The sequence below is a fragment of the Alteromonas sp. 1_MG-2023 genome (assembly GCF_030547075.1).
Taxonomy (GTDB): domain Bacteria; phylum Pseudomonadota; class Gammaproteobacteria; order Enterobacterales; family Alteromonadaceae; genus Alteromonas.
This window is the reverse complement of the sequence record NZ_JAUOQH010000007.1, coordinates 16,748-36,256: the sequence shown is the minus strand read 5'-3', so window position 1 is coordinate 36,256 and position 19,509 is coordinate 16,748. Positions and strand designations below refer to the sequence as shown.

At 43.2% G+C, this 19,509-nt stretch carries 18 protein-coding genes; 10 read left to right on the top strand and 8 right to left on the bottom strand.

Annotated elements, in window-relative coordinates:
• Position 1: 1 nt before the first annotated feature.
• The 5 genes from Q4561_RS09245 to Q4561_RS09225 all read right to left on the bottom strand — a co-directional run bounded on the left by Q4561_RS09245 (position 2) and on the right by Q4561_RS09225 (position 2,847).
• Positions 2–700, bottom strand: coding sequence for a 5'-methylthioadenosine/adenosylhomocysteine nucleosidase (locus Q4561_RS09245; protein WP_303459481.1), 699 nt, complete (start codon positions 698–700; stop codon positions 2–4).
• Positions 701–861: 161 nt separating this feature from the next.
• Positions 862–1,449 carry a DUF2726 domain-containing protein gene (locus Q4561_RS09240; RefSeq protein WP_303459480.1) on the bottom strand — a complete coding sequence of 196 codons (588 nt, stop codon included), beginning with the start codon at positions 1,447–1,449 and terminating at the stop codon, positions 862–864.
• A gap of 144 nt (positions 1,450–1,593) precedes the next feature.
• Complete coding sequence (locus tag Q4561_RS09235) at positions 1,594–1,986, bottom strand: hypothetical protein (RefSeq protein ID WP_303459478.1); 393 nt, start codon at positions 1,984–1,986, stop codon at positions 1,594–1,596.
• A 169-nt stretch (positions 1,987–2,155) separates the two neighbouring features.
• On the bottom strand, positions 2,156–2,380 hold the full coding sequence (locus Q4561_RS09230) for a helix-turn-helix transcriptional regulator (RefSeq protein ID WP_303459476.1): 225 nt from the start codon (positions 2,378–2,380) through the stop codon (positions 2,156–2,158).
• On the bottom strand, positions 2,380–2,847 hold the full coding sequence (locus Q4561_RS09225; RefSeq protein ID WP_303459473.1) for a hypothetical protein: 468 nt from the start codon (positions 2,845–2,847) through the stop codon (positions 2,380–2,382). The genes Q4561_RS09230 and Q4561_RS09225 overlap by 1 nt, the downstream gene beginning before the upstream one ends.
• Positions 2,848–3,010: 163 nt before the next feature.
• Here Q4561_RS09225 and Q4561_RS09220 point away from each other — a divergent pair, with 163 nt between their 5' ends.
• From Q4561_RS09220 to Q4561_RS09190, 7 genes are all read left to right on the top strand, one after another.
• On the top strand, positions 3,011–3,619 hold the full coding sequence (locus Q4561_RS09220; RefSeq protein WP_303459470.1) for an RHS repeat-associated core domain-containing protein: 609 nt from the start codon (positions 3,011–3,013) through the stop codon (positions 3,617–3,619).
• 5 nt (positions 3,620–3,624) lie between these two features.
• On the top strand, positions 3,625–4,158 hold the full coding sequence (locus Q4561_RS09215) for a hypothetical protein (RefSeq protein WP_303459468.1): 534 nt from the start codon (positions 3,625–3,627) through the stop codon (positions 4,156–4,158).
• Positions 4,159–4,359: 201 nt separating this feature from the next.
• Positions 4,360–4,548 (top strand): tyrosine-type recombinase/integrase, encoded by a 189-nt coding sequence (locus tag Q4561_RS09210; RefSeq protein WP_303459790.1) that lies wholly within the window; start codon positions 4,360–4,362, stop codon positions 4,546–4,548.
• A 57-nt stretch (positions 4,549–4,605) separates the two neighbouring features.
• Positions 4,606–4,764 (top strand): hypothetical protein, encoded by a 159-nt coding sequence (locus Q4561_RS09205; protein WP_202942542.1) that lies wholly within the window; start codon positions 4,606–4,608, stop codon positions 4,762–4,764.
• On the top strand, positions 4,754–5,353 hold the full coding sequence (locus Q4561_RS09200) for a Fic family protein (RefSeq protein WP_303459465.1): 600 nt from the start codon (positions 4,754–4,756) through the stop codon (positions 5,351–5,353). Before Q4561_RS09205 ends, Q4561_RS09200 begins: the two co-directional genes overlap by 11 nt.
• A gap of 192 nt (positions 5,354–5,545) precedes the next feature.
• Complete coding sequence (locus tag Q4561_RS09195) at positions 5,546–6,205, top strand: RHS repeat-associated core domain-containing protein (protein WP_303459788.1); 660 nt, start codon at positions 5,546–5,548, stop codon at positions 6,203–6,205.
• Entirely contained in the window at positions 6,202–6,621 is a 420-nt protein-coding gene (locus Q4561_RS09190) for a hypothetical protein (protein WP_303459464.1), read from the top strand. The genes Q4561_RS09195 and Q4561_RS09190 overlap by 4 nt, the downstream gene beginning before the upstream one ends.
• A 198-nt stretch (positions 6,622–6,819) precedes the next feature.
• Here the strand turns inward: Q4561_RS09190 and Q4561_RS09185 are convergent, their stop codons facing one another.
• A complete protein-coding gene (locus Q4561_RS09185) occupies positions 6,820–8,235 on the bottom strand; it encodes an FAD-dependent oxidoreductase (protein WP_303459461.1) in 1,416 nt (471 codons plus the stop codon).
• Between the two features lie 14 nt (positions 8,236–8,249).
• Positions 8,250–12,716 (bottom strand): glutamate synthase large subunit, encoded by a 4,467-nt coding sequence (gltB, locus tag Q4561_RS09180; RefSeq protein ID WP_303459459.1) that lies wholly within the window; start codon positions 12,714–12,716, stop codon positions 8,250–8,252.
• A 651-nt stretch (positions 12,717–13,367) separates the two neighbouring features.
• Here gltB and arcB point away from each other — a divergent pair.
• The 3 genes from arcB to Q4561_RS09165 all read left to right on the top strand — a co-directional run bounded on the left by arcB (position 13,368) and on the right by Q4561_RS09165 (position 18,091).
• Positions 13,368–15,725: an aerobic respiration two-component sensor histidine kinase ArcB gene (gene arcB, locus Q4561_RS09175; RefSeq protein WP_303459457.1), complete on the top strand. Its 2,358-nt coding sequence runs from the start codon at positions 13,368–13,370 to the stop codon at positions 15,723–15,725.
• An 81-nt stretch (positions 15,726–15,806) separates the two neighbouring features.
• Positions 15,807–16,385 (top strand): PH domain-containing protein, encoded by a 579-nt coding sequence (locus Q4561_RS09170; protein WP_303459456.1) that lies wholly within the window; start codon positions 15,807–15,809, stop codon positions 16,383–16,385.
• A complete protein-coding gene (locus Q4561_RS09165; protein WP_303459454.1) occupies positions 16,385–18,091 on the top strand; it encodes a PH domain-containing protein in 1,707 nt (568 codons plus the stop codon). Before Q4561_RS09170 ends, Q4561_RS09165 begins: the two co-directional genes overlap by 1 nt.
• Before the next feature lie 85 nt (positions 18,092–18,176).
• Here the strand turns inward: Q4561_RS09165 and Q4561_RS09160 are convergent, their stop codons facing one another.
• The gene (locus Q4561_RS09160) at positions 18,177–19,421 is read right to left on the bottom strand and encodes a diguanylate cyclase (protein WP_303459452.1); all 1,245 of its coding nucleotides are present in this window, start codon (positions 19,419–19,421) and stop codon (positions 18,177–18,179) included.
• Between the last annotated feature and the right edge of the window lie 88 nt (positions 19,422–19,509).

Here is a 19,509-nt window from a genome sequence, read left to right as displayed (position 1 = left end):
ACTACGCCAGCGCTTTAATCATCGCCATAACAAGTTGCGCTGAATGCTTCGCTGCAGTATCTAAATATTCTTTAAAACTCACAGTAGACGTTTTGCCTGCTATATCAGACAACGAACGTATGACTAAAAACGGAACGTCAAGCATATGACAGGTTTGTGCTATGGCAGCACCTTCCATTTCAACCGCTTTCATATCGGGGAAACTTTCACGTAAATCTTCTACGGCTTCGTCGCTACCTATAAACGAATCGCCAGTACAAATTAGGCCACTAGTAGATTGAATATTTTCCAATTCGTCGGCTGCTTTTTTAGCGGCATCAATCAGAATGTTGTCACAGCGGTAATCTTCAGGCATGCCAGCACATTGGCCTAACTTGTAACCGAAGTGGGTTAAATCAACATCGTGATGAATAACATGTGTGGCAATCACTAAATCACCAATGTTCAAGCTCTTATCAAAACCGCCTGCCGAACCCGTGTTTACCACGGCATCTGGGGCGTACTGTTCAATCAGTACTGTAGTAGCAAGTGCTGCTGCAACTTTGCCTATTCCACATTTAACCAGCACTACATCAATATCATTCAGAGTGCCTTCGTAAAACGTAAGGTGTTTGTATTTTGTTTCTTTCACGTCCCAAAGTGACGCTTTGAGTAACGCAACTTCTTCGTCCATTGCGCCTAGAATGCCAATTTTTTTCATGTAGCTACCAATTTAGTCAAAAGTGGGGGAAGCAGAAACTGCTATTGATATGATAACGAATTGTATAAGGAAATGGGGAAAACTGACAGGAAAAAGCCTTTGTCACCTGCTATTACAGCAATAATGGAGCGCAACAAAGGCTAGGGGGAAACACTAATAATTTATGCAGCCGCCGCGCGACTTGATCTCACTGGGCGAGTAGGGCGCTTAGTCGGCTCAGGGTTGTGCGTAGGAAGCTGCGACATTTTTTGTTGAATTCGACGGTAAGGAACCAGCTTGTTTTCTAGACATTCGCGAATATCTTCTACGGTATAACCCGACTTAACTTTAATGCGAACATGAGGCACACCGGCCGCGTCTAATGCGCCAGAAACAAACCAATCTCGCTGTGTTTTATAGCCGTCTTTGCCCTGGTTGTGCACAAGGTCGATAGCCAAAATTGGGCTCATGTCTTGCTTATCCACCAAAATAAAATCAAGCTGGCGAGATGAAGCTCTAGAAATAGCCTGACTGGCTGTTTTCTTGTTAGTTGAGTGGCGAACGGACACTATGTCGCTTAAGCGTACACGGCAAATGATGCGAAATTCTCGCCCCATTGCTTGTTCAATAAGGTTTAAAAATGAGTGCTCTACAGGAGTGAAAAGTTGCGGCTTTCGGCGAAAGGGAAATGCTACACCGCTATCTGATAATTTTATGGCGCCTAATGCCACCACAATAAGTAACATCATTAAAATAATTGCCAGTTCCATCGTAATCCTCGCATATCAACGTGTAATGCGCGTCATAAAAATGACGCTTTCTTTGACACCACTGTGGTTCTTTACTGAAATTGCAAAGGCAGTGCCACATTGAACGAGGAAGGATGTTTGGCGGGAATAAACCTAATTAGTAGGTTATTCCTTACTGATGATAAGTACGTCGACTTGGGTGCCCATATTGTCCGGAGACACGACAATACGAATCGAGTCATCAGTTGAAGCCAGCATAGTACGCTGGTTCACAGGTGTTTTTCTCACAAATTGCGGGTACGCATTTTGGTAGAAAGCGATAACATCGTCAGGTTTTTGTTTAGTGAAATACACCATGCTTGCAGGCAAGCTATCGTCGAATTGCTGACACTGCCTAGCGTTGGACATAAGAGAGACGTCAAAAAAGGTAGCAGGGCAAGACTGAGTGGTAGGTGCATCTATGGTGTTTGTTGTGTCTATAGTATCGGCCAATGCCAAACCAGACATGCCAAAAACAGCAGCACCTAAAATAGTATTGCTAAGTAAGAATTTGCTCATGTTGTTACGTAAACCGCTTATCATTATTGTTATTAACCTATCGTTACCCTTTGTATCGATAATAATGGGCTAACTACCTAAGAGCAATAGGTAAATGATTGCACAAGGTATGTTCGCGTCATGATGGGTATAAGGCTTAACGTTTTGATGAGTAAAGCCGGCTAGAAAGTCACTCATCATGTTTCGCATACTGAAATACTTCATCAAAAGGTAAATTGAAAACAAGTGCAATTTTAAATGCGACTTCAAGAGATGGTGAATACTTTCCTTTTTCTATCGCCATTATAGTTTGGCGCGTAACACCCACTTTTGATGCAAGCTCTTGCTGGGTCATTTCATCGGCAAGAAACCGTAAGGTTCTTATATTGTTGGTTATTGAGTAATGCTCAGCCATTAGCTTTCTTTCCGGCAGTAATAAATTTCAGTACCAAAGCGGACGACTTCCGATAGCCAAAAAATCAGTACCAGCTTTAACTCAATTGGCGCAAGGGCATAGTTGGTGTAGCTATTTTGTGCCTCAAAATCAATGTTGCTGTTGATCATTTGCTGTATCACGCAACTTACAATACCAATCGACAATACCCAGTATCCTGCATTGTTTGCGGTGAGTCGGTGGTTGCGCTCTCGTTCATCTTCAGGGGCATTGGCATCTTCTTGCTGACTCATGGCTAACGCAATATGTAAAGCTACCTCTAAGATAATGAAGGCAATAGTAATTCGCATGATGAGGGCAGTGGTGTCATCTTGGCTTGTATTTGGTTGCAAAAACATAAGTGTATAAACACTATCTCCATAAATAGAGGCGATCACCGCAGATACCAATAAAGACACCCACAAACTTTTCTCTCTAAACGAAATCATTATCTTTCTCCAAACCTATTTGTGCTTGTTAAATTTTACTTTGTGTGCGTAATTTTTAACTCAATGTTAAATATACTATACATTTGTGGTTGTAGAAAGCTAGCAGTAGGTTGTTACAAAATATGTTGTAGGGAAAGGTGCTTTGAGCGGATTTGTTTGAAGGTTGAGATACACTGGCTACAATCACTTTTCTAAGGTTGATTGGTGTTACTACAAAGCACGGATTTATCATCCAAAGCTAGGCCGTTTTCTTCAGACTGACCCTGTGGGTTATGAGGATCAGATGAATCTTTATGCTTATGTGGGTAATGATCCGATAAATAAGACTGATCCAACAGGTAAGTTTTCTCGTGTCGCTGGAAATATAGTCGCGAAGAAAGAAGCTGAATGGAGACAAGCGCATTGGGATAGAAATGAAAACAACAATAACAATTCGCCTGATACTGAGTCTGAAGCAAAAAGTAGTGAATTAGGTTTTGAACAACTTGAAAAGTCTAAAAGTGTTTTTCATATGCAAGGTGAAGGTGGAGAGCAAAACAAAAAGTATATTTCTGAAGACGGGCGTCACGAGGCTGTTTATGATGGTGAAGGTAATCTAGTTAACGATGATTTAAACAAAGGGACGTACAACTTTGCATATCCTATAAATCATCCGCTTGAGCATGGTGGTAAAGATGTAGTTCCTTATTTTCTATATGGAAATGGACCTAAAGACCCTACGACTATTGGAAGCAGGATTAAACTAGCAATTGATTCCCTTTTTGAGGAATAGTTTTCATGACAGCCAAGTACATAGTATTTACAATTTTTTCGATAGTACTAGCTATTTTTATTCTAACTTTTTTCGTTAAGAAAAATGAGTACGAGAAATTTGTCTACTCTGAATTTAATACCACAATGGACGAAGTTTCTATAGGATTGAAGTTGCGCGGTTCGCATCAAGAAAAAAATGGTTTAATAATTACAGGAAGTCCTTATTATCTGAAAATTGAAATACAAGATCATTATCATAATTTTGATTCAGTTAAATTGCATTCATTGATATTTCGATCTGGCGATAGTGAAGCAACTTTCAGTTTAATGCGAGAAAATAGCTTTCTATTCTCTGATAGCAATATAAACGAAGGCAATTACGCGGCCATTGTTTTCGATGGTTTAGATCTTCTCAGAGAGAGTTATTATTTTTATGCCAGTTTTGAGTTTTGCAATGAAAATGGGACGTGCCAACATAAAAAAGTAAACGGACTTTTTGAACTTCGCAAGGAAAAACATGAACAAGTCGCTTTTTTGGATACTTTACTGAGTGTCTAATAAACTCAGCAGGAACAACTAAAGGTGTGAAAGTCACCTGTTTATTTGAATCCAAAGCCTCGCTCTATCCGAGGGGGTGTTGAAGTAGCTCTGAGGCGTTTTTGATCCCAGAATGGGGACGGTGGTATTAAGCCATTCTTCTCTGAGCACAGGGTCATCGGTCAGGTCGGCTATTTCTGCTTCTAGCGCTTCAAGTGTCACCTGTTTCGCCATGCAGCAGCCACTATCATGCTGGATAACGGCGCTGACATCCGGTATGTGCAAGAAATGCTGGGCCATGCTGACATTGTCAGCGCACAAATCTACACCTTTGTTTCACGCTCCAAGCATCGCGATGTGTACAACAAGACACATCCGTCCGCGTTAAGCGATAAGAGATTGTTCAGGTAGGGCATAATGGCTATTTCTTGCATGTTAAGGTAAAATCGTAGCAACACTGGAGGGTATATGAAAAACACCGTTGCAAAGACTGGCAATAGCCAAAAAGGTCGGTTTACCCCGAATATGGATAACTTCGAAGTAAGCCTGAGCTATGAAGGGCTTGCGCTCAAAAAAAGTAATGAGCGTAAAAGTATTACCGACTTAAAACGGAAGTATGCTCGATAAGTACGGGGTAACACAGGATAGATACTGTTACCCCGATTCTGACGTTCTTATCAATCACCTTGATATACGCGACGCGGTGTTATTAGCAGAAGCCGAAGCTGAGTTCACTGCTGAGCGTTACAGAACCTACGAAGCCCCCAAGCTAACAATAGCTGATTTTACGCTGGAGCATCTAAAACAGCTCCACTATCACCTCTTTCAGGATGTCTATGATTGGGCAGGTCAGTTAAGAGATGTTGATATTTCGAAAGGCGGCACGCGGTTCTGTACATGGTCACGCATTGAGCCAGAAGCCAATAAATTATTTAACACTATCCCAACTCTTGCACATGTGGAAACTGAAGAAGCCTTAATATCCAAAGTGGCTGACTTATTTTGTGAGATAAACTTACTCCACCCATTCAGAGAAGGAAATGGCCGAGTTCAGCGCTTCTTCTTCGAGGAAATGCTATTCACCTTGGGTTATGATGTGTCATGGCCTCGAATACCCCAGCAAGACTGGATAGATGCCAATATAGCAGGCGTAAATTTAGACTTGTCTCTTCTTGAGGCAATATTTGCTCAGGCAATCTCACACAGCAGCGAGTAGGAAAGAACGTCTATTAAGCTGACTGGCATGAAACACGAATTGATTCAAACCAGCTAGATTTATCCAGCATTGCCGCATAGAATCAACGAAGGATATCGCTTACGAGGAAGTAAGCTGCTCTTTTAAAAACTGCTGGGATGCACCCCTCCTAAATATCAAAGCCTTTCTGCAAGATAACAGCATGGCTTGTGAATCCGATTACTCTACTACAAAGCACGGATTTATCATCCAAAGCTAGGCCGTTTTCTTCAGACTGACCCTGTGGGTTATGAGGATCAGATGAATCTTTATGCTTATGTGGGTAATGATCCTATTAATGCTACAGACCCTACAGGCATGACTACGTGCTTAAATAAAGATTGCAGTAGATCATCAGTAGATACGGACGTTAATGGTGATGGAAAAACTAATATTACATTTGTAAACGATGTAAGCGGAGCACCAGCTCCTCCAAATGACTTCACTACTGAGACAGCTACTATGATAGAAAACGCTGTGAGGGATTCGGGAGTTGATAGTGTTAATATAAATAGTACTTCAGGGAGTGTAGGAGTAAACAGAAGTTCCCCTAGGCATGGAAATGGGCAAGCGGCAGACATCAACTCTGTCAATGGACAACCTGTTGACCAAAATGGTCAGGGAGTTCAAGATCTACAAGATGCTTTCGCAAATCAAGGAAATATCCGAGAGAACTATGGCCCTTCTAGAGTTGAAGTTACAGGAGCTAATGGAACAACTGTAAATAGAGCAAACCCTAATTCTACTGCGAAAACTCCTTGGGGAAGCAGGGCTTACAACAGAAATGTTGTTAGAAAACATAGAAATCACATACACGTATCGGGGCAGCAATGAGAATAATTATCGCACTGAGTTTGCTTTTAATTTCAGCTTGCACTCAAGCTAATTCAAAATGTTTAGGGAGTGATCAACTTAGCACTGTTGCTAGATATGAATGCCTATCAAACAATGCTTTTGTTGCATTATCCGAAGTTGGCACGCATCTAGACAATGAGTTGGCTAGAGTTAAACTCTATAAATTAGATGGAGAATTAACATTAAGTAGTACTCCTCCAGATTACGTGATTTCTATCGCAAGCTTGGATATTGGTGAGCCTGTGGTGATCTTGGGGTTGAAAACTAATCAGTCTATAAGGCTCAATTTAAATTCACAAAATGGCTTTGACTTAGTTGATACTTCTGGACAGCAACAATTTAGAATAGTTGTTAACGGCTATGAAGATATTTCGGTTAACGGAGTAACTTTTTAATTTGAATCCAAAGCCTAGCTAGTGCGGAGCTTTGTTTTTACAGAGCTCGAATAATGGGGTCAGAGTTAATTTTTCCTAAAAAGTACTCTGACCCCATTATTTGCACCCACAAAAAAGCTCGCCGGAGCGAGCTTTTATATAGGCTAAATACAGCTATAGCCTTGGGTATCATCAACGTGCTGTTTTTACACGTAAATATTAAACGCCAATGAAATCCATAATACCGTCAGCGGCTTTTCTGCCTTCGTCGATAGCGGTAACCACAAGGTCACTACCACGAACCATATCACCGCCTGCAAAAATTTGCGGGTGTGAGGTTTGGAAAGCATATTTACCGGCAGCAGGAGCGCGTACGCGGCCTTTTTCGTCTAGCATAATGCCAAACTCAGCAAACCAAGGGGCAGGGCTAGGCTGGAAACCAAACGCGATAATAATTGCATCTGCTTCAACCACGTGCTCAGAACCTTCAATTTCAACTGGACGACGACGTCCGTTAATATCCGGTGGGCCCATTTCGGTTTTCACGAATTTAACACCGCAAGCTTTGCCTTCGCTATCAACAGCAATGTCTAAAGGTTGAATGTTGAACATGAATTCAACCCCTTCTTCTTTTGCGTTAACCACTTCTCGGCGAGAACCCGGCATACTTTCTTCGTCACGACGATATGCACACACTACGCGGTCGGCTTCTTGGCGAATAGACGTACGTACGCAGTCCATTGTGGTATCACCACCACCAAGTACCACTACGCGTTTACCTTTCATATCAACAAAGTCGGCTTCGTCTTTTTCAAGACCCATCACGCGGTTTGTGTTTGAGATAAGGAAAGGCAGGGCATCGTGAACACCGTGCACATGTTCATTTTCAAAGCCACCTTGCATCGATTTATACGTACCCATGCCTAAGAACACGGCGTCGTAGTCATCTAGCAGGGTTTGCATTTCAATGTCTTTACCAATTTCAGTCTTAAGTACAAACTCAACACCCATGTCGGTAAAGATTTCGCGGCGAAGCTTAATAACATCTTTTTCAAGCTTAAACGACGGAATACCAAAGGTTAGCAAGCCGCCAATTTCTTCGTACTTGTCGAATACCACTGGCTTCACACCGTTACGAACAAGAATGTCGGCACAAGCTAATCCGGCAGGGCCGGCACCTACAATAGCGACTTTCTTATCTGTCCAAACTACGTCAGACATATCTGGGCGCCAGCCCATTTTAAACGCAGTATCGGTAATGTATTTTTCAATACTACCAATGGTAACCGCACCAAAGTCGTCGTTTAGGGTACATGCCCCTTCGCATAGTCTGTCTTGAGGACAAACGCGGCCACATACTTCTGGCAAGCTATTGGTTTTGTGCGACAACTCAGCCGCCTCAATAATACGACCTTCATTGGCAAGGTCTAACCATTGAGGAATGTAGTTGTGTACTGGGCACTTCCATTCGCAATACGGGTTACCGCAGTCCAAGCAGCGATCTGCTTGGCCTTCGGTTTGTGATTGACTTAACGGCTGATAAATTTCAGCGAACTCGTGTTTACGCACCATGATCGGCTTTTTCGGCGGATCGATACGTTCAACATCGACAAACTGGTATACGTTCTTTGCCATAAACTTTTCTCCTCCTACTGAGCCTGAATGCGCAATTCAGCGCTTGAACGACTGATGTGACCTAATAGGTTCTTCACATCACTGGTCTTCGGCTTAATAAGCTTGAAGCGTTTCAGCGTTGCTGCGAAATCGGTTAGCAAGCCTAACGAATGGTCGCTGCCAGTTTCTTCGTAATGCTGATTAATAAGACCACGTAAGTGCTCTACTAAAATCGCTTTACCGTCAACAGGCATAATCTCAATAAGATCTTGGTTTACACGGTTATCGAGGTCGTCGTTGTCGTCCATAAGGTACGCAAAACCACCTGTCATACCGGCACCGAAGTTAACACCTACTGGGCCAAGTACAGCAACAATACCACCGGTCATGTATTCACAACCGTTGTCACCAATACCTTCAACTACCGCAATAGCGCCAGAGTTACGTACACCAAAACGTTCACCGGCACAGCCTGCAGCAAATAATTTACCGCCAGTAGCACCGTATAAGCACGTATTACCCATAATGGCACTTTCATGCGCATCGTAAGTCATGTTTCTTGGTGGATGAATAACAAGCTTACCGCCAGTCATTCCTTTACCTACGTAATCGTTTGCGTCGCCTTCAAGATGCATGTGCAAACCGCCAGCGTTCCACACACCAAAACTTTGGCCGGCAGTACCGGTAAGATTCACTTTAATCGGTGTATCTTCAAAGTCATGGTTACCGTGGTGCTTAGCAATTTCGCCTGATAAAAGCGCGCCTACAGAACGGTCCGTGTTGCGAACAGGGTATTTCAAATTAATTGATTTGCTGTCGATAACCGCTTGCTGTGCATCTTTAAGCATTTGTGCGTTAAGCACACCTTTATCAACCGGCTCATTAGTCGCCTGAGAACTGAACAGGTGGGTATGTTCACCGGCTTTCGGTCTTACCAACAATGGCGTTAAATCAAGGCGATTTTGTTTCGCAGTCATGCCATTGATCACTTTAAGTAGCTCAGTACGGCCAACAAGGTCGTCAAACTTAGTCACGCCAAGGGCGGCCATAATTTCACGTACTTCCTGAGCAATAAACTTAAAGTAGTTCATTACCATGTCAGGTAAGCCAATAAAGTGGTCGTCACGAAGCTTTTGATCTTGTGTTGCAACGCCGGTTGCACAGTTGTTCAAGTGACAAATACGTAAGTATTTACACCCTAATGCCACCATAGGACCGGTGCCAAAACCGAAGCTTTCTGCACCCAATATACCCGCTTTCACAACGTCTAAGCCTGTTTTAAGGCCGCCGTCAGTTTGCACGCGTACTTTATGGCGAAGGCCGTTTTCAATTAGCGCTTGTTGAGTTTCAGATAAACCTAATTCGAACGGGCTTCCTGCGTATTTAACCGACGTTAGTGGGCTTGCCGCAGTTCCGCCGTCGTAGCCTGATATCGTAATAAGGTCTGCATAGGCTTTTGCTACACCCGTAGCAATAGTACCTACACCAGGTTCAGACACTAACTTCACTGAAATCAGTGCAGTTGGGTTCACCTGTTTCAAATCGAAAATAAGCTGAGCTAAATCTTCAATTGAATAAATATCGTGATGCGGTGGAGGCGAAATAAGGGTTACACCAGGCACTGAGAAGCGCAGCTGGGCAATGTACTTATTCACTTTGTCGCCAGGTAACTGACCACCTTCACCAGGTTTTGCGCCCTGAGCCACTTTAATTTGAATAACACTCGCATTCACAAGGTAATGCGGTGTTACACCAAAGCGACCAGAAGCAACCTGCTTAATCTTCGAGTTCTTTTCAGTCCCAAAGCGTGACGGATGTTCACCACCTTCACCTGAGTTCGATTGCCCACCTAAGCGGTTCATAGCAATTGCCAAGGCTTCATGCGCCTCAGGGCTCAATGCACCAATGGACATAGCGGCAGTATCGAAACGCGGGAACAAGTTCTGCGCGCTTTCTACTTCGCTAATATCAACAGGCTCGCTTTGTGGGTCGAGTGCTAGCAAGTCACGAATGTGCGCGGGAGAGCGCTCGTTAACCAGTTTCGCATACTGCTGGTAATCGCTGTATTCGCCGCTCATTACTGCTTTTTGCAGTGTGCTGACTACATCTGGGTTATACGCATGGTATTCGCCGCCGTGTACATACTTAAGCAAACCACCATGATCTACAGGTTTACGTTTCAACCAAGCAACACGGTTTAAGTTAACCGTATCTTGTTGGAAGTCGTCGAAATCGGCACCTTGCAGGCGCGAAGCAACACCTCTGAAGCACAGTTCCATCACCGCATCGTTAATACCGATAGCTTCGAATAGTTTCGAACTACGGTAGCTCGCTACAGTACTGATACCCATTTTCGACATTATTTTGTACAAGCCTTTGTTAATACCTTTACGGTAGTTCAACGTGGCTTGCATAGGTGAAATGTCGAGTTCGCCTTTTTCACAAAGCTGCTCAATGGTTTCATACGCTAAGAACGGATACACCGCGGTAGCACCTAAACCTATGAGTACGGCAAAGTGATGTGGGTCACGGGCACTGGCGGTTTCAATAACTACGTTCGCGTCGCAACGTAGTGATTTATCAACTAGACGGCGCTGTACTGCACCAACGGCCATAGCAGCTGGAATAGGTAAGCGGTTTTGTCTGATATTGCGGTCGGATAAAATCACGAACGCCGCACGCTTTTGCTTAACTAAGTGCTCTACTTCGTTACAAATACGCTCGATGGCTTTCTTCAAGCCTTCTTGCGGTTGGTACTGAAGTTCAACCACTTCTGAATAGTAGTTATCAGGGTTAAATTCACGTAGCTGTTTTAAGTCGGTATACATAAGTATTGGCGAGTTAAACAATACGCGGTCGGCATAACCTGATGTTTCGCTAAATACGTTTTGCTCGCGGCCAATACAAGTCGCTAACGACATTACATGATTTTCACGTAACGGATCGATAGGCGGGTTAGTTACCTGTGCAAACTGCTGACGGAAGTAATCGTAAACGGTGCGCTGGCGTGAAGACATGACCGCCATTGGCGTATCATCACCCATAGAACCTACGGCTTCTTGACCGTCTTTCGCTAGTACCTTGATAACTTGTTGAATTTCTTCATAGCTATAGCTGAACTGCTTATGGAATACTGAAATGGTGTCGTCATCAAAAACGCGCTTGCCAATCAGTGAAGCATCTAGCTCTTCAATAGGCGTTAAATGACGAATATGTTTATCGAGCCACTCTTTATAAGGGTGACGCGCTTTTAACTCTTCATCAATTTCAGTGGAGCGCCAGATTTTACCTGTGTAGGTATCAACGGCTAGCATTTCACCAGGGCCTACACGGCCCTTTTCAATAACATCAGCTTCATTGTAATCCCAGATGCCAACTTCAGAGGCAAGGGTAATGAAGCCATTTTTGGTAATAACGTAGCGGGCAGGGCGAAGACCATTACGGTCTAAGTTACACGCCACGTGGCGGCCGTTCGTTAATACGATACCGGCAGGGCCATCCCACGGTTCCATGTGCATTGAGTTAAACTCGTAAAATGCACGTAGGTCGTTATCCATGGTTTTGTTGTTTTGATACGCAGGCGGCACTAATAAGCGCATGGCACGGAATAAATCCATACCACCGGCTAAAAATACCTCAAGCATGTTATCAAGTGACGATGAATCAGAACCTTCGGTATTAACAAAAGGCGCTGCTTCTTTCAAATCAGGAATAAGTGGCGTAGCAAATTTAGATGCACGTGCCATTGCCCAATCTCGGTTACCTTTAATGGTGTTAATTTCACCATTGTGGGCCAAGAAGCGGAACGGCTGAGCCAACGGCCAACGCGGAAGCGTATTGGTTGAAAAGCGCTGGTGGAATACACAGATAGCACTTTTTAAACGCTCGTCGGCTAAATCTAAATAGAAGGCTGGTAAGTCTTTCGGCATTACCAAGCCTTTATATATAGTTACCAAACCAGATAGGCAGGCAACGTAAAAATCTGGATCGCTTTCAAGGCGCTTTTCAGCACGTCGACGCACCATATAAAGGCGGCGTTCAAGATCGCGCTTGCGCCAACCTGCTGGTGCATTCACAAATACTTGTTCTATTTGTGGCACGCCGGTAAGAGCAAGTTCACCCAGTACAGAGCGATCGACAGGCACTTCGCGCCAGCCAACAACACTAAGGGTTTCTTTTTCGAGTTCTTCATTCAATACCTCGCGCGCAGTTTGCGCAAGGGCCTGGTCCTGGCTTAGAAAGATCATGCCAACGCCGTATTTTTTGCTGAGTTTCCAGCCATTTTCTGCGGCGATAGTATGGAAGAACGCATCCGGTTTCTGTAGTAATAAACCACAGCCGTCTCCGGTTTTCCCGTCAGCGGCAATACCGCCTCGATGCTGCATACGGTCTAAACCGTGAATAGCAGTTTCTACTAGCGTGTGGCTAGCTTCTCCGTGGGTATGGGCGATTAAGCCAAATCCACAGTTATCCCGGGAATCGTTGGGGTTGTATAAACTCATCTCTTAACTCCTTCAACCTTTGACTGGGGCAAGGTGTGCGTTGCGTGTAGATGCGCCTAGGTATTGCGTATCACAACATTGTTCAGACGTCTTTTGTCGAGCTGGCACTATTACCGCTCTATGCGCCTTTTCTTGTCGTTATTTATTATTAGAGGATTCCAGTCGTGTTCCGCATTTTTATGCATTATTGCTTTGCGGGGCGTACAAAATACCTATATTGATATGTAAAATCAAACGCTAAAATTAGGGGTATAACAAAGATTTAGCATATTGTTTAAAATTATCAATAATTTCATAATGTTAAACTAATAAATTCATCTTTGTAATAAAAATGTTATAACCCGATATATCGTTCTAATGGTAGGCAATGAAATTCAAGTAAGTGTCTTGGAATCGCTAAAAATGAATAAAAATTCATATTGAGGCATTTAATATCTATTCAAGGGCATGTTTGCTGTATTTTTATGTAGTTGTTCATTCTTTACATCCAGCCTACCAGAATCATTTGCAGTTGTACAAAAATTACACCATGGTGAATCAATTCTTATAAACAACAATCTATAGTTCAGTAGATACGGTGTCTGTCAGCATTTCCGTAATGCATAAAGCCTGATAGGATATGCTGAATATAATCCTAAAAATAAGTCGTTCATGCATTCAGATTCACCAAACGATTCTTGGGCTATTCGTTTTGCGCAGTTTGTACAGCGCTTCGGTACGCTTAAGTTAAGTATTCTGTTCGTAGTATTGTCGTTAGTGTTTACACTTGGCGGCTCATACGTAATACGCGTAAGTATGGGCAGTGCAGTACAACCTGATGACTTTATCAGCGCGGTTATTTTAACCATGCTTTCTGCGCCTTGGGTGTTGTACTTTTTTAGCGAACTTATAAAGCAGTTAGAGAACTCACGCACCAACCTTAAAGAAGTGGTAAGTCAGCTTGAGCGTTTGCGAGAAGAAGATGTTTTTCTTAACCGCGAACTGCAAACTAATATCCGCCAATTGAACCACGAAATTGAGCAGCGCAAATTAGCGCAAGAAGAGCGTGAAGCCTTATTTAAAGACTTAGAGCGTGAAATTCAGGATAAGTCTGAACAAGAAGCCCAAGCTCGTCGCTTATCTACGTTACTACGCTCTATCATTGATGCCTCGCCAGATCTTATTTACTACCGTAATGAAGAAGGGCGCTTTGCGGGCTGCAATCGTATAGCAGAGCTCATGACAGGTAAGACCGAGCAAGAACTTCTTGGTTTAACCCCGACTGATGTTTATGAAGAAGACCTAGCCCGTCAAATAGTCGCCAGCGACCATGAAGTGCTAGAAACTAACGCCAGTATTACTGAAGAGTTATGGCTGCGCTTTGCCGATGGCCGCCGCCGTTACTTCGAAATGAAGCGAGTTCCTTTCTTCGATAAAGAAGGTAACCGTTTAGGCTTGCTATCATTTGGTCGTGACATGACTGAACGTAAACAAGCAGAAAATGCAGCAGCGAAAGCCAGTACTGATAAAACGCGCTTTATCGCTACGATTAGTCACGAGCTACGTACGCCGTTAAACGGTATTGTTGGCTTAAGTAGAATGCTGCGCGATACCGAATTAAGCGAAGAGCAATTTAGCTGGGTAAGTACTATCTATGCTAGTGCTATCACCCTTGGCAATATATTTAACGATATTATCGACCTTGATAAGTTGGATAGAGACAAAGTTGAACTTAGCTTGAAGACCGTATCGCTTAGAGACTTTACCGAAGAGCTAAGCAGTATTATTCGACTCTTAGCAGGTGATAAACAGCTAGAGCTTAAAACTACGATTAAAGAACCGCTGCCTCGTTTAGTTGAAGTAGACGGTACGCGCTTGCGCCAAATTTTGTGGAATATCCTGTTTAACGCTGTGAAGTTTACTCAAAAAGGCCATGTAAGCTTATCCATCGAATCTACCAAACCTGAAAATGACTTAGCGTTCGTCACCTTTGTGATTGAAGATACTGGTGTAGGCATACCTGAGGAAGAGATAGAAAAAATCTTCGCCATGTACTATCAGGTTGATCACCCTGATCACCAATCAGCCACGGGTACCGGTATTGGTTTGGCTATTTGTAAGCAAATGGTCGATTTAATGAAGGGCAATATTAAAGTTACCAGTGTGGTAGGTAAAGGCACGCGCTTCGAAATAGAGCTACCGGTAGAAATATCGAAAAAGCCTATGCAAGTGGCGCAGCTTCAAGTTACCGATTTGAATATTTTGCTGGTAGAAGATATTGAGCTTAACGTGATGGTTGCCAAAGCCTTACTTGAGAAAATGGGGCAAAAGGTAGATGTGGCCATGACCGGGCAAGAAGCGATTGATAAAGCCCGTGCTACCCAATACGATTTAATACTGTTAGACATTCAATTGCCAGACATGAGCGGATTCGATGTGGCCAGTACGCTGCATGAAGAAGACTTAGTGATGCAAACCCCTATTGTGGCACTTACTGCGAACGTGATTAAAAAGCGGGAAGAGTATTTGCAGAACGGCATGGACGATATCATCGCCAAGCCCATTAAGAAGTCTCGCGTAATTGAGGTGTTTAACGAGTTATTCCATGCGCCACCTGCACCGTTAGAAATTGAAGGTCAGGTAGAACGCCCGCCAGAGCCGAGTAAAATATTAAGTAACATTTTAGATATGGACTTGCTCCAGATGTTAGTGGATACAATAGGCGATGATATGGTGCGGGCAAGCGTTAAAGTGTTTCAGGAAAAAATGCCTGAATACATGGAAATTCTGCAGTTAAGCCTAAGTGCCGATGAAAAGTCTGAAGTGTGCTCACAAGCGCATAAGATTAAAGGTGCGGCAGGCTCTGTAGGGCTAGCACGTGTACAACGTATTGCAAATCAGATTCAACAAGGCGATCACCCTACGTGGTGGCAGAACGTCCATGATTGGGTTGAAGAGTTGCAAATGGCCGTACAGCACGATATGAAAGCCTTACAAGAGTGGCTTAATCAGCAGCGGGTAGACGATTAAATCGTTTAACAAAAAACGGGGCTGATTAAGCCCCGTTTTTATTTGGAAGTCGATTTCGCGAGTTTACAAGGGGTAGACGTAATGACAATGGGCACCGACAACGAGACGTTTAGCAATGCTCAGCTAAACGCTATAATAACTAATGAAAACACGTCTGCATCAGACATACCGCAACTTCACCAACTAAACTTAGAAGCTATTTCTCCGCGTTACCGCGTTATTAATATCTCATTGGCTTTTAGCATAGCGTTTGCGTTGATCATGGTTGCTAGTGCGCTACGCTACCAGTCATTTTTTGCGATACCAGAGCCCTTAGTTACCGCCTTTCCATATATTGTGATGGGCGTTTGTGTGCTGGGGTGTGTAGCGACAATCTACCATTTCTTTGCCGATCCGCTTATTAAATATGCCCTACGGGAACAAGACTTAAGCTTGCAGTCAGGCTTGGTATTTAGGTCGTTATCTTGCCAGCCTATATTGCGTGTTCAACACGTTGAATTAAAGCGTGGACCTATTGCTCGTTTAGCTGGGCTCGCTTCTTTACAGTTGTTTTCGGCTGGTGGCGCCACCCATACATTTGAAATTCCAGGTATAGAGGTGGAAGTGGCCGAGCGATTAAGGCAGTTCATTCTCGATCATAAAGATGTGAGTGCAAAATAGTGGCTTCCCCCGAAGTAGACACAGCGAAGCCTTCCGAAAGCAGTGCAGGATCACAAACCGTTAAGGTCGACACCGGCGAAGATTGGCGTAGGCTTTCACCCATCGCCATTGCGTATTTCACTCTTCGTAGCATTAAAAACATGGCCCAAGGCGCTATTTATGCCGTACCAGCCATTGCGGTAACCGCTAATATTAACGATAGCATTCAATCACCCATTACATTATTGAGCATTGCTGCTCTGGTCATTATTTTCTTTTCAAGCGGTGTTGTAAGTTTCTTCATGTATCGCTTCAGGGTAAACAACCAGCATGTTGAAATTCACAGTGGGGTATTTTCTAGAAGTTATACCAATCTGCCTTTTTGGCGCATTCAGAATGTAAAAATTGAATTGCCTTTCTACTACCGGCCGTTCGGTTTCGCACTGGTTGTGCTCGATACCGCGGGAAGTGCAGGAGAAGAGGCCAAAATAGTCGCGGTTCCTTTGGCGTATGCGCATGCTCTTAGAAAGCAAGTGCTGGCCGAGCACCAAGAGCATGGGCATCAAGAGAATGGCTATCAAGAGAATGGCCATCAAGAACGCGAGACCAGCGCCCATGTAAATGATAGCGGCCATGTAAATAATAGAGCGCATGCGAATAATAGCAGCCAAGCTTGCGTTGATGGCGACCAAAGCGAGCGTTATTCAGAAACCAATGAAGATGGCGAAACCATACTTAATAGGCGCTCTATTACCGATATTGTCATACACGGTATAACGAATAATCGAGTATGGATTTTCTTAGGTGCAGCTGCGCCTTTTTACGACAATGCTTTTGGGTATCTATCAGAATGGTTGGCTGAAAAGGGCTTGCAGCTAAATCAACTCGTTGGCGAGCAGACCATAGCCTGGTGGCAATTTGGTTTATACGCTTTTGTTATGCTGATGATGGCCATGGCAGTGGTTGCGCTTATTAGTATCGGCGGCGCTTTGTTTACCTTTTACGATTATACGTTATCGCGGCAACACGATAGGTACATCCGTAGAAGTGGTTTGTTGAACAAACAAGAAGTGAGTATGCGTGCATCCCGCATTCAAGTTATCTCTGCCAAGCAAGATTGGTTAGACAGAATTCTCAAACGTGTGAATTTGTATTTTGAGCAAAACGCATCAATTGGCCATTCCACTAAAGAGCTAATGTCGCCTAATCGGCTTATCGTGCCTTCTGTTACTGAAGACGAAGCGGATGAATTGAGCCAAGAGGTGATGCCGCAGAGTAAAATTCGCCGTAGCGATTATCAGTCCATCAGTAAGCGCTTTATTTTGCATTGGGTTATCGCAGCGCTTGCTATACCTTTTGTAGTTGGCACCGGTATTGGTATTTATACAGAACATTTAGATATTACTGCGGGCGTAACCTTGGTAAGCGCAATCCTTCTAGGCATTATTACGCTTAGATGGTGGCGCTGGGGCGTGGTGAGCGATGATAAATACATTTATGTAAGGCGAGGGCGCATAGGTATAGATTACTTATGCTTCGAACCTTACAAAGTTCAGCAGGTGGTAGTAAAGCAAAGTGTATTCATGAAAAGGCGAAAGCTGGCAACGGTGCAGTTCGTATTAGCATCTGGCGCTATTTCAGTCCCGTTTTTACCTGAAGAATATGCAAATAAATTGGCGAATAACGTGTTGTTTGAAGTGGAGTCTAAACGAAAATCTTGGATGTAGATATTTTATTGTTCAAAAGCACCTTGGCTTTTAAAAAGATGAACAATTGAGGATTGTGACTATCAACATTTATAAAGACATCCGTTTACTTATCACTAGCAACGATTTTATCTTTTCCTGTATGTTTTGCTTTATACAAACGCTTATCAGCGACATCAATTTGCTCTTCTAAACTACCTAAGTTTTCAGCACAAATACCGATACTGCATGTTACATTGAGGGCATGTTGCGTGAACGAGGTTTGACGCACAGCACTGATAAATTGAGAGATGTCAGCGGCATGCTGTTTGAATGAGCCGGTAGCAATAACAGTAAACTCTTCACCTCCATAACGTACTACCAAATCGGTAGGGAAATACTCTTGTAGTAACGTCGCAAACTCCTGTAACAGCGAGTCACCTGCTTTGTGGCCTAAGTTGTCATTAACCACTTTGAAGTTGTCAATATCAATCATACTAACCATAACCCCTGCTGCAGATTGTCCGGATGGACCCTTTGCAAAAATAGCTTCCCCTTGCTCAATGAGATAGCGACGGTTATAAACTTGGGTTAACGAATCAATATTAGCTGAAGCTCGAATGGTTCTTATCATCTCTTGAGAGTCTAAGTTTTGCATTACTCTGCAAAAAAACTCTTCATGATAAAAAGGTTTAGAGAGGAAGTCATTTGCACCGCTTTTTATAAATTTGGATGAAAGTATGCCGTCATTGGTGCCAGATAAACCTATAAAGACTAAATCTTGAAGCCTGCGATCATGCCTGATCGCTTTAACTAATTCATATCCATCCATATTGGGCATGCGGTGATCTGATATCACAAGGCTAATGTCGCTGGTATCAGAAAGGAATGTAAGTGCTTCTCTACCGTCTGAAGCTTCGAATATTTGGAAATGAAATTTTTTCAATAACCCACAGATGTAATTTCGACTGGTAATAGAATCTTCAACGACAAGTACTTTTGTTGTTAAGTTTTTTCTTAACCTATCTATAAGTTTAATCACTTGGCTATAGGAATAGCGTGACTCTTTGGTAATGTAATCTAGAACCCCTAAGTCAAGCAACTGCGCTCGGGTAAATTCATCAAAATTACCTGTCAGCACGATAGTTGGAAGGGAGTACGATAAACTTAATTCAACGCTTTCTCCATTAGGAGCATCCGGCAAATTCAGGTCGACGACAGCCGCTAAAAAGTCACTTTCTTTTTCTAGTAAAAGTTTAGCTTCAGTGAATGTTTCACAAAGAACGGGCGACAGGTGTGGGTTTGATTCTAGTAACTTACTTAAAACTTTTCGTACGGTTAAACTATCTTCAACGACTAAAATTTTGTACATAATTTCGTTTAACCCGTAAATTTAATAAAGAAGAGGATAACGAAAAAGCGGTATAAAATCGCCTTCAAATCAGAAAATTATACTGAAG